Annotated in this window: 10 protein-coding genes; 4 read left to right on the top strand and 6 right to left on the bottom strand. The window is 67.3% G+C overall.

The genetic code is table 11. The features are described 5' to 3' along the window. Window positions 1–250, top strand: a 250-nt coding sequence (locus K9U41_RS19680) for a BA14K family protein (protein ID WP_282642552.1), incomplete at its 5' end; no start/stop codon positions are given. 70 nt (window positions 251–320) lie between these two features. Here the strand turns inward: K9U41_RS19680 and K9U41_RS19675 are convergent. The 4 genes from K9U41_RS19675 to infC all read right to left on the bottom strand — a co-directional run bounded on the left by K9U41_RS19675 (window position 321) and on the right by infC (window position 4,310). Continuing rightward, window positions 321–1,316: a glycosyltransferase family 25 protein gene (locus K9U41_RS19675; protein ID WP_282642551.1), complete on the bottom strand. Its 996-nt coding sequence runs from the start codon at window positions 1,314–1,316 to the stop codon at window positions 321–323. A 103-nt stretch (window positions 1,317–1,419) separates the two neighbouring features. Continuing rightward, the gene (locus K9U41_RS19670; protein ID WP_282642550.1) at window positions 1,420–2,541 is read right to left on the bottom strand and encodes a radical SAM protein; all 1,122 of its coding nucleotides are present in this window, start codon (window positions 2,539–2,541) and stop codon (window positions 1,420–1,422) included. Next, a complete protein-coding gene (locus K9U41_RS19665; RefSeq protein ID WP_282642549.1) occupies window positions 2,483–3,391 on the bottom strand; it encodes a glycosyltransferase family 25 protein in 909 nt (302 codons plus the stop codon). Before K9U41_RS19665 ends, K9U41_RS19670 begins: the two co-directional genes overlap by 59 nt. Window positions 3,392–3,785: 394 nt before the next feature. Further along, on the bottom strand, window positions 3,786–4,310 hold the full coding sequence (gene infC, locus K9U41_RS19660; RefSeq protein ID WP_012113959.1) for a translation initiation factor IF-3: 525 nt from the start codon (window positions 4,308–4,310) through the stop codon (window positions 3,786–3,788). A gap of 308 nt (window positions 4,311–4,618) precedes the next feature. Between infC and K9U41_RS19655 the strand changes: the two genes are divergently transcribed. The 3 genes from K9U41_RS19655 (at window position 4,619) to K9U41_RS19645 (ending at window position 8,487) form a co-directional block, all read left to right on the top strand. Then, the gene (locus K9U41_RS19655) at window positions 4,619–5,497 is read left to right on the top strand and encodes a DUF3108 domain-containing protein (RefSeq protein WP_282642548.1); all 879 of its coding nucleotides are present in this window, start codon (window positions 4,619–4,621) and stop codon (window positions 5,495–5,497) included. Between the two features lie 243 nt (window positions 5,498–5,740). Beyond that, a complete protein-coding gene (locus K9U41_RS19650) occupies window positions 5,741–7,144 on the top strand; it encodes a glutamine synthetase family protein (protein ID WP_282642547.1) in 1,404 nt (467 codons plus the stop codon). An 11-nt stretch (window positions 7,145–7,155) separates the two neighbouring features. Continuing rightward, on the top strand, window positions 7,156–8,487 hold the full coding sequence (locus K9U41_RS19645) for an NAD(P)/FAD-dependent oxidoreductase (RefSeq protein WP_282642546.1): 1,332 nt from the start codon (window positions 7,156–7,158) through the stop codon (window positions 8,485–8,487). A 42-nt stretch (window positions 8,488–8,529) separates the two neighbouring features. Here K9U41_RS19645 and K9U41_RS19640 read toward each other — a convergent pair whose 3' ends face one another. Further along, window positions 8,530–8,913: a hypothetical protein gene (locus K9U41_RS19640; protein ID WP_282642545.1), complete on the bottom strand. Its 384-nt coding sequence runs from the start codon at window positions 8,911–8,913 to the stop codon at window positions 8,530–8,532. 145 nt (window positions 8,914–9,058) lie between these two features. After that, window positions 9,059–9,802: a TerC family protein gene (locus tag K9U41_RS19635; RefSeq protein WP_282642544.1), complete on the bottom strand. Its 744-nt coding sequence runs from the start codon at window positions 9,800–9,802 to the stop codon at window positions 9,059–9,061. Window positions 9,803–9,839: the final 37 nt, after the last annotated feature.

The following is a 9,839-nucleotide window of genomic DNA, read 5'->3' as shown; positions in this document are numbered from 1 at the left end:
GGGTCCGGGTGCGTGGCGTCCAGGCTGGGGCTGGTATCGGCCGGGCTGGGGCTGGGGCTATTATGACAACGGCGGCGCGTGGATCGCCCTCGGCGTTGCCAGCGGCCTTGCCCTTGGGGCTGTCGCGGCGACTGCGGAGCCGGTCTACGGCGACGACGCGGTGGCCTACTGCATCCAGCGCTTCCGCTCCTACAACCCGGCCACCGGCACCTACACCGGCTATGACGGGTATCAGCACCCCTGCCCGTGAGCGGGTCGGGGCTTGAGGACCAGAGGCCCGGCCGATTGTGCCGGGCCTTTGTTTTTGGTGGCGGGGCGTTTCAGCTCCGGATTGAGAGCGCCGACCGATCCTGCGCGCGCCACTGCGGCTCCCCGACCCACTGGGTCTGATCAGAGCCAGTGGGTGGCCTGGTCTCGATGTCCGCGGGCACGTCGCGGCTGGTCGGCACGTTAGGCCGCGATGTTTCAGGAGAGGCTGCCAGCGCGGCAACGGCAACCGGCAGGACGGTCCCGATAAAGGGCACGTCACGCCAGACCCGCCCGACAATGATCCGCTCGGAGTGGAACTTGGCCAGAACCCTGAAGCGACGCCCCCAGCGGGCCATTTCCCTCAGGCATTTTTCCGGGATCGAGCGTCTCACCTTGGCGGAACGTGCCGGCTTCGGCGCGAGCGGGCGGGGTGCCCGTTCCGTCTCCAGGTCCGACATGGCAAGGCCCGCGATGCGCCCCGGCTCGTAAAACTCGGCCTGGAGGCACACCCCGGGCCGCAGCTGGTATGTGACATTCTGGTAGTATCCGGTGCTCGCCGGTTCAAACAGAACCACGTCGATGGACTCGGCGAAATCGACCAGATCCCGCAGCGCACGTTCCGCGAAGGCGCGGGTGATCATGTAGGCGGCGGTGCCGTGCTGCTTCGAATGGAGGCGATGCGCCCTGATGCCGGCTGGCCCGCACCGCCGGCCGCGCCCGAGCGTCGAGTACTGCGGGGTGGCTTCCAGCCGCAGGATGTCCGCATCCGGCGGAAAAGCGCGCGGGCTCTCAAGCAACAGCTTTGCTTCCGGCGCGATCAGCGCGTCGTCTTCAAGGACGAGGCAGAGCTGTTCGTCACTTGCCAGAAACCGCTGCCACGCCGTGCGGTGGCTCAGGGCGCAGGCCCGTTCGCCGGCAGTGATGCAGCCGGTGCCCGCCCTCCAATCCAAAGCCTGCCCATCGACGGCTTCGATCCGCTCGAAGGCCAGCCCCAGGGCATCGAGCTGGCTGCGCATGAAAGCGAGGCGATCAGGTCGGCGAGCCAGGTTGATGAGGAGAATCAGCACGAGTCTTCCGGATGTCGCAGTGTGGAATTGTACAACTTCTAGCATGCCTCCGTTGTAGCGTAATACCTGTCGAGGCGCTCGAGTTACGCGGCTCGTGACGAGATCAGGGCAACGGCCGCTCGGTGAATCGGGCCACGGCCTGGATGCCCGACATGATCTTCCAGGTGAGGTCGCCGGCGATCCCGGGGCCGGGCCCCATGGGAGCGGCATTGGCCTGATGGTCGAGCATCTTCTGCCGACCCGCCACAGTGCTGCTCTCACGCTTCACGGAATGGCTGATGCCGCAGAACTGGTTGCACGAGCGCATCAGCTTGCGGATGGCGTCGGAGCCAAGCCAGAAGCGCTTCAGGTCGCCGCTGCGCTCCAGCGTCTTGCCGGGAAACTGGCCCGAAAAGCACAACCGCGCGACGCCGTAGTGGTTGACCATGATGTTGCGGTCGTAGGAATTGCAGATGTGCTCCTGCGTCGCCGTCCTGGAATGCCAGCCGCGGTCGAGGTCCTGGGCCCCGGAGAGCGAGCGGAAATACATGCCCACCTGCGCCACCCAAAGCGGATTATAGCCGAGGCCGTATTTGGCGTTGCAGCTATTGAGGATCGCCACGATCTCGTCGGGGTCCACCTTTGTCTGGGCGGCGAAGAAGGGGTCCTGCTCGCCGGACTGGCCGAAGCTGGGCTGGAGGAAGTTCAGCTTCAGCTTGTCGGCGCCGATGTCGTTCAGGACCAGATCGTAGAAGGCGTCGATGGAGCGGTAGTTGTCGCCATAGATGAGCCCCATCACATAGATGCGGGTCTTGTCCTGGGCGTTCAGGCGCTGGCGCGCCGCCACCAGCAGCCGCAGGGCGCGGACCGCCTTGTCGAAGGCGCCGGGCACGCCGCGGGTCTCGTCATGCTGCGCGGGGAACGGGCTGTTGAGCGAGATGGAAATCTCGTGCGGCCCTTCAAGGATCATGCGCTCGGCCAGCTTGTCCTCGCGGATGCGCGTGCCGTTGACCACCGAGAGGGCGTTGAGGCCGTTGCTGCGGCACGCCTTCGCCAGGGTGAAGTAATCTTCCAGGTCGAGCATGGGCTCGCCGCCGCAGATCACCACGTTGCCGTTGGGACTGATCTGCGAGAATTCGGCGATCAGCTGGGAGCGGCCGGCGACGGAGAGGTAATTCGCCCGGTCGTCATCGGTCCGTTGCCAGAAGTCGCAATGCTTGCACTTCAGGTTGCACCGCTTGTTCACTTCCAGAAACAGAAAGCGCGGCGGCAGCAACCGGGAGGACCCCACCGGCGAAGGGGACGTCGCGCAAGACGCGTCCGACAATGAACCGTGCATGGAAAAACTCCGCCTTGGCCCTGCTTCGGCGCCACCAGCGGGCAACCTCGCGCAGACATTTTTTCGCGAACGAACGCTGCACCTTGATCTTTACGCCCGGCTCGTGCCGGGGAAAGCGGGTGCGGCGATCCACCTCCAGGTCTGACCTGGCGATGGGGGTGCTTTGCGCCGGCTCGTACAGCTCCGCCTGGAGGCACACCCCGGGCCGGAGCTGGGAGGTGACGTTTGGATAGTAGTTCGGGCTTGCGACCTGGAACAGGACCTCGTCCACCGGCTCGACGAACGCGGTGAGATCGCGCACCGCCCGCTCGGCGAAGGCGCGGGTGATGACGTAGGCGGCGCAGCCGTGGTGCCGCGATAGCAGGGGGTGCACCTTGAAGCCGGGCGGGCCGCACCGCCTGCCGCGTCCCAGAACCGAATGCTGCAACCGCGTCTCCAGCCGCAGGATTTCGGCTCCCCTGGGAAATGCGCGCGGATCCTCGACGAACCGCTTGGTCTGCGGCGCGACGAGCACGTCGTCCTCAAGGATGAGGCAATGGCTCTCGCCGCTTTCGAGGAAGCGCATCCAGGCTTTGCGGTGGCTGAAGGCGCAGGCGCGCTCGACCGGGGAGATGAGGTCGGTGCCTGGCCCCACATCCACGGCCTTCCCGTCGATGGCCTCGATCCGCTCGAACGCAATTTCCAGCGCGTCCAGCTGGTTGCGCACGAAGGCGAGGCGATCCGGTCGTCGGTCGAGGTTGATGAGCAGAACCAGCATTCAGGCCGCAGGTACGAATTGGAATGATCCGTGTCTAGCAAACTGCCCCCATGCCGCAACTCGATTTCAAATGGCCTGCGGGCGAAGGCGGTATCAACATGCCGGTTGGGGCATTCCGTCCCCACCGTGTGCGAAGAATGTCGCACAATCGCTCCGTGCCGGCGCGGCGAAAAGCAACGCTTCCGCCCGCGGCCGAACGTCGAGCGGATCGGTCAAAAAGAGAGCCCGTTCGGATCAGATCGCGGCGCAATCTGATCCGAACGGGCTCTTGGGTGCTTGAGCGATCCTTGGCATGGGACGCGTCCGCGAGAGGTCCAGCCCGATCGACCGGACCCGCCCCCGGCGAGGCCAGCGGCGCGAGGATCAGCCGCGCGAGCGGATCACCTGGGGACCATCACCTGGGCGAGAGGATCATGATCATCTGCCGGCCTTCCAGCATGGGCTCGGCCTCCACCTTGGCGATGGCGGCGACATCCTCCTTCAGCTTCTGAAGCAGCTTGAAGCCGATGTCCTGGTGGGCCATCTCGCGGCCGCGGAAGCGCAGGGTGACCTTCACCTTGTCGCCTTCCTCGAAGAAGCGCTCCATGGAGCGCATCTTGACCTCGTAATCGTGGGTGTCGATGCCGGGGCGGAGCTTGATTTCCTTGACCTCCACCACCTTCTGCTTCTTGCGGGCCTCGCTCGCCTTCTTCTGGTTCTGGTATTTGAACCGGCCGTAGTCGAGGATCTTGCAGACGGGGGGCGCGGAGTTCGGCGAGATCTCGACAAGGTCGAGGCCGGCTTCCTGCGCAAGGGTGAGAGCATCGCGAATGGCCACCACGCCGCGGTTTTGCCCATCCTGGTCGATCAGCTGGACTTCGCGGATGCGGATTTCCTCGTTGACGCGCGGACCATCCTTCTCCGGCGCGACGGGTCTCATGGGGCGACGAATGGCTTTTCACTCCTCAGACATTGACGAAATACCCGAGGCGAATGGGCCACGGCGCCGGCTCCTGCCGTCGTCCATGTGACCCGCGTCTCAGGGTAGGCTGGAAAGATCGTGACAAACGGTCGTAAAGTCAATGACCCATGAGGATTCGCGGGGCGTTCTTGCGGCACTGGGGCGGGGTTTTCCCGACGGGAGGCGAGCCACAGTTCAGCCGCCTTCCCTGCGCATCAGTTAAGGATACCGCCGATCTGCGGGCCTTTCCCGTGGGCAACCGGCCCTTCCGGCCACGGACGCACCTGATGACCACCGCCCGTTCCGCCTTCCTGTCCGCGCGTTTCCCGGTGGCTGCCGGCGCCCTGCTCGGTGCCGCCGTTTTTGCCGGCACGCTCCTGGCGTGGCCCGGCGCCGCCCGCGCCGACGGGCGCCTTGAAGCCAAATACACGCTCACGGTGGGCAGCGTGGAACTCGGGCGTGGCTCCATCGTGGTGGAGGCGGGCGACACTGCTTATGAAATCACCGGCGCCGCCCGGGTCACCGGCGTGCTGCGCGCGGTGTCATCCGGCAAGGGCGTCGCCGCGTCGCGCGGGGTGCTGTCGGGCGGCAGGATGGCCCCCCGCATCTATGCCATGAACGCGGAGGCCGATGGCAAGGCGGAGACCGCCCGCATCACCATCGCCGGCGGCGCGGTCAAGGACATGGACGTGGAGCCGCCGCTGAAACCGGTGCCCGACCGGGTGCCGCTCACCCCCGATGCGCTCCAGAACGTCATCGATCCCATGAGCGGGGCCTTCATCCTTGTGCCCGGCACCGCCGACCTCATCTCCGCCGCCGCCTGCGACCGCTCGATCCCGGTGTTCGACGGCCGCCAGCGCTACGACCTGAAGCTCTCGTTCCTGCGGACGGAGAAGGTGAAGACCGAGGGCTATGCCGGCCCCGCGGTGGTGTGCGGCGTGCGCTACAGCCCCATCGCCGGCCATCGGCCCACCCGGTCCACCGTGAAGTACATGGAAGAGAACAAGGACATGCAGGTCTGGCTGGTGCCCATCGCCGGCACCCGCCTGCTGGCGCCCTTCAAGGTGTCGGTGGCCACCATGATCGGTACCGCCGTGCTGGCGGCGTCTTCCTTCGAGACGCAGGCGAAGTCGGGCACCGTCCCGGTGAACGCGCCGCGCCCCTGAACGGGGACATGCTGAATCCGCCGTGCGGCCCGTCGCACCCCTACAGGTCGTAGGGGGCGAAGCGGGAACCTGGGGGGTCGTCCGATTCGATCGCGATTCGTTCGATGCCTGTTCCTTCGCAGTCCCGGAGCGGGACGATGATCCGGCTGCAGGCGGGGCGCGGCTGCGACGGAGCCGCGTTGACACCCGCCATGGCGCAGGTGTTCCCTCACGGGGCGTGAGCGGTTCACGCGCGAGGACATCATGGCGAAACGCAGCAAGGGCGCGCAAAAGACTCCGGTGACGGCGCCGCGGGGTGTCAGCTCTCTCACCGAGGCCAAGGCCTGGATGGCCGGCCGGGGCATCACCGAGATCGAGTGCACCGTCCCCGATCTTGCGGGCGTCGCGCGCGGCAAGATCATGCCGGCCTCGAAATTCTTCTCCTCCCCGGTGATGAACCTGCCCCTGTCGGTCTTCTTCCAGACCATTTCGGGCGAGTATCCCGATTATGAGGGGCTGGTGGATTCGGTGGTGGCCGACAGCGACCTGGTGATGGAGCCGGACCTGGCCACCCTGTGCTCGGTGCCGTGGGCGCAGGACCCCACCGCCCAGGTGATCCATGACGCCTACCATCGCGACGGCCGCCCGGTGGAACTGGCGCCGCGGCAGGTGCTGCGCCACGTCATCTCGCTCTACGAGAAGAGGGGCTGGAAGCCGGTGGTGGCGCCGGAGATCGAATTCTACCTGGTGGAGCCCAACACCGATCCCGATTATCCACTGAAGCCGCCGGTGGGCCGCTCGGGGCGCCCCGAGATCGGCCGCCAATCCTATTCCATCCAGGCGGTGAACGAGTTCGATGCCCTGTTCGAGGACATCTACGACTATTCGGAAGCCCAGGGGCTGGAGATCGACACGCTGATCCACGAGGACGGCGCCGCGCAGATGGAGATCAACCTGCGCCACGGCGATCCGCTCACGCTGGCCGACCAGGTGTTCCTGTTCAAGCGCACCATCCGCGAGGCAGCGCTGGCCCACAAGATCTACGCCACCTTCATGGCCAAGCCCATCGCCAACGAGCCGGGCAGCGCCATGCACATCCACCAGTCGATCATCTCCACGCAGACCGGCAAGAACATCTTTTCCGACGACGAGGGCGGCCCGACGCCGGAATTCTTCTCCTTCATCGCCGGGCAGCAGAAGTACCTGCCGTCCGTCATGTGCATCATGGCGCCCTATGTGAATTCCTACCGGCGGCTGACGCGCGATTCCATGGCGCCCATCAACCTGCAATGGGGCTATGACAACCGCACCGCCGGCCTGCGCGTGCCGCCCTCCACCCCCGAGGCGCGGCGGCTGGAGAACCGGGTGCCGTCCTCCGACGCCAATCCCTATCTGGCCATCGCCGCCTCGCTGGCCTGCGGCTATCTGGGCATGACCGAGCATCTGCGCGCCACCGACCCGCTGGAAGGCGATGCCAAGAATCTTGACTTCGACCTGCCGCGCGGCCTGCTGGAGGCAGTGGCCGCCTTCTCGGACAGCGAGCCCCTCGCCGAGGTGCTCGGCCATCGCTTCGTGGCCGCCTATGCGGCGGTGAAGCAGGCGGAGTTCGAGACCTTCATGCGGGTCATCTCGCCGTGGGAGCGGGAATATCTGCTGCTGAACGTCTGAAGGGGCGCACGGTGGACGAGGCTCAATCCAGGCCGCCGGCGGGGCTCGATCCCGCCGCCCACGCGGCGTCCGGGCATGCGGCGTCTTGGTACGCGGCGACGGCCATCGCCTGTCCCGCCTTTCCCGCGCTTCAGGGCGAGGTGAAGGCGGACGTGTGCATCCTCGGCGGCGGCTACACCGGCCTGTCCGCCGCCCTGCATCTGGCGGAATGGGGCTTCGACGTGGTGGTGCTGGAGGCGGCGCGGGTCGGCTCGGGGGCGTCGGGCCGCAATGGCGGCCAGCTGCATTCCGGCCAGCGCCACGGCCAGGACGTGCTCGAAAAGGCCGTGGGCCTCGACGATGCGAAGAAGCTGTGGGACCTCGCCGAGGAGGGCAAGGCGCTGGTGAAGGGCCTCATCGCGCGCCACGGCATGGCGTGCGACCTGAAAGGCGGCCTCATCCATGCCGACCACAAGCCGCATTTCGTCAAGGAGAGCCACGATTACGCGCGCCTGCTGCGGGAGCGCTACGGCTATGACGCGGTGGACCCGCTGACGCGCGAGGAGCTTCGTGCCCTCGTGGGCACGGATGCCTATCATGGCGGGGTGATCGACAGGGGAGCGGGTCATCTCCACCCGCTGAACTTCGCACTCAGCCTCGCCAGGGCGGCGGCCGGGGCCGGCGCGCGCCTGTTCGAGGGCACGCGCGCCGTGGCCGTGACGGAGGAGGGTGCGGGGGTCGCCGTCACCACCGCGGGCGGCGGAATGGTGCGCGCCGGCTTCCTGCTGGAATGCGGCAACGGCCTCATGGACGGCTTCGACAAGCGGGTGGACGCCCATGTCATGCCCATCTGCAACTACATCATCGCCACCGAGCCCCTGGGCGCGCGGGCGCGGGAAATCATCGCCAATGACGCGGCGGTGGCGGACAGTCGCTTCGTCATCAATTATTTCCGTCTGAGCGGCGACGGCCGGCTGCTGTTCGGCGGCGGCGAGAGCTACAGCCGCGGCCTCAGGGCAGACGTGGCGCGCTTCGTGCGCCCCTACATGCTGCGGATCTTCCCGCAGCTTCAGGACGTGCGCATCGACTATGCCTGGGGCGGGGTGCTGGCCATCACCCTCAACCGCATGCCGTTCGTGCGCCGGCTGTCGGACAAGGTGCTGGTCTCGGCCGGCTACAGCGGGCAGGGGGTGGCGCTGGCGCCGCTGTTCGGCAAGATCCTGGCCGAGGCGGTGAAAGGGCAACTGGAGCGCTTCGACCTGCTCCAGCGCCTGCCGGTGCCGCCGTTTCCCGGCGGCAGGCTCATGCGCTACCCGCTGCTGGTGGCGGGCCTCAGCTATTACGCCCTGCGCGACCGGCTCTGAGGCGAGCCGGTCCACCCTGCGCGCGGTAAGCTCCCGTCGGGCTCAGTTCAGCCCGCCCAGACGCCGCGCCTCGGCGAGGGCCTTGAGGCAGCCCGCCTCGTCGCCGCCGGCCTGGAGGTTGATGGCCTGGTTCAGCGCGCCGTAGGCGCCGCTGTCCGGCGGCGTGAGGCCGGCCGCTGCCAGCGAGCCGGGGGTCGGCTGCCGGTCGGTCTGCGCGGCGATGGTCTGCTCCTGGGGCGCCGGCTTCCGGGGCGCGGGCTCGCGCGCCTTGAGCTGGGCCTGGACGGTGACGATCTGCTCCAGGCAGGCCTGGGCGCGGGCGGGCGCCGACATGGCAAGGAGGGCCAGCACGGCGGTGAACGCGCCGGCGGTGCGGAGCACCGCAGGACGTACCCATGCGGCGCGGGATGCAAACAAGGCGATCATTCTCGACCTCGACGTCGTAATCGGGCCGGCCGAGCCGGCCCGATGCGAGCATAGAGAGCCGCGCGCCGCCTTGCCATTGGCCTTGCGCAAATGGCGGCGTGCGATGGCCGCCATCCGTCCGCAAGGCACGGGCAGGCGTCCCGCCTCAATGCCCGCCGGAGGCCGGGCGGCGCCGGCGGGACAGCATGTTGAGCGCCTCGATGGCGGCGGAAAAGGCCATGGCCGCATAGACGTAGCCCTTGGGGACATGGGCGCCGAAGCCTTCCGCGATCAGCGTCATGCCGATCATGATGAGGAAGCCCAGCGCCAGCATGACCACGGTGGGGTTGGCCTCGATGAACTTCGCCAGCGGGTCGGCGGCGAGCAGCATGCAGGTCACCGCCGCGATCACCGCGATGATCATGATGGGGATGTGCTCGGTCATGCCCACGGCGGTGATGATGCTGTCGATGGAGAAGACGAGGTCCAGCATCAGGATCTGGGCGATGGCCGCGGCAAAGCCGATGGTGACCTTGGACTCCTGCACGTCCTCCGCATGGGTGCGCGGGTCCACGTTGTGGTGGATCTCCGTGGTGGCCTTCCACACCAGGAACAGGCCGCCGGCGATGAGGATGAGGTCGCGCCAGGAGAAGCCGTGGTCGAACACGGAGAAGATCGGCGTGGTCAGCTTCACGATGATGGCGATGGTGCCGAGCAGCGCCAGCCGCATCACCAGCGCGAGGCCGATGCCGATGCGCCGGGCCTTGGTGCGGTACTGGGGCGGCAGCTTGTTGGTGAGGATGGAGATGAAGATCAGGTTGTCGATGCCGAGCACCACTTCCATGGCCACCAGCGTCACCAGGGCCACCCACGCGGCGGGGTCGGCGGCGAGTTGAAGGAGGTAGTCCATCTAGGCAGAACCTTCGGGCAAGAGGTTGGGGGAGGGG

Origin of the sequence: Xanthobacter autotrophicus (genome assembly GCF_029991245.1) — a bacterium.
Lineage (GTDB): Bacteria > Pseudomonadota > Alphaproteobacteria > Rhizobiales > Xanthobacteraceae > Xanthobacter > Xanthobacter autotrophicus_C.
The sequence above is the reverse complement of the archived record's forward strand: the minus strand, read 5'-3'. Positions and strand labels throughout refer to the sequence as shown.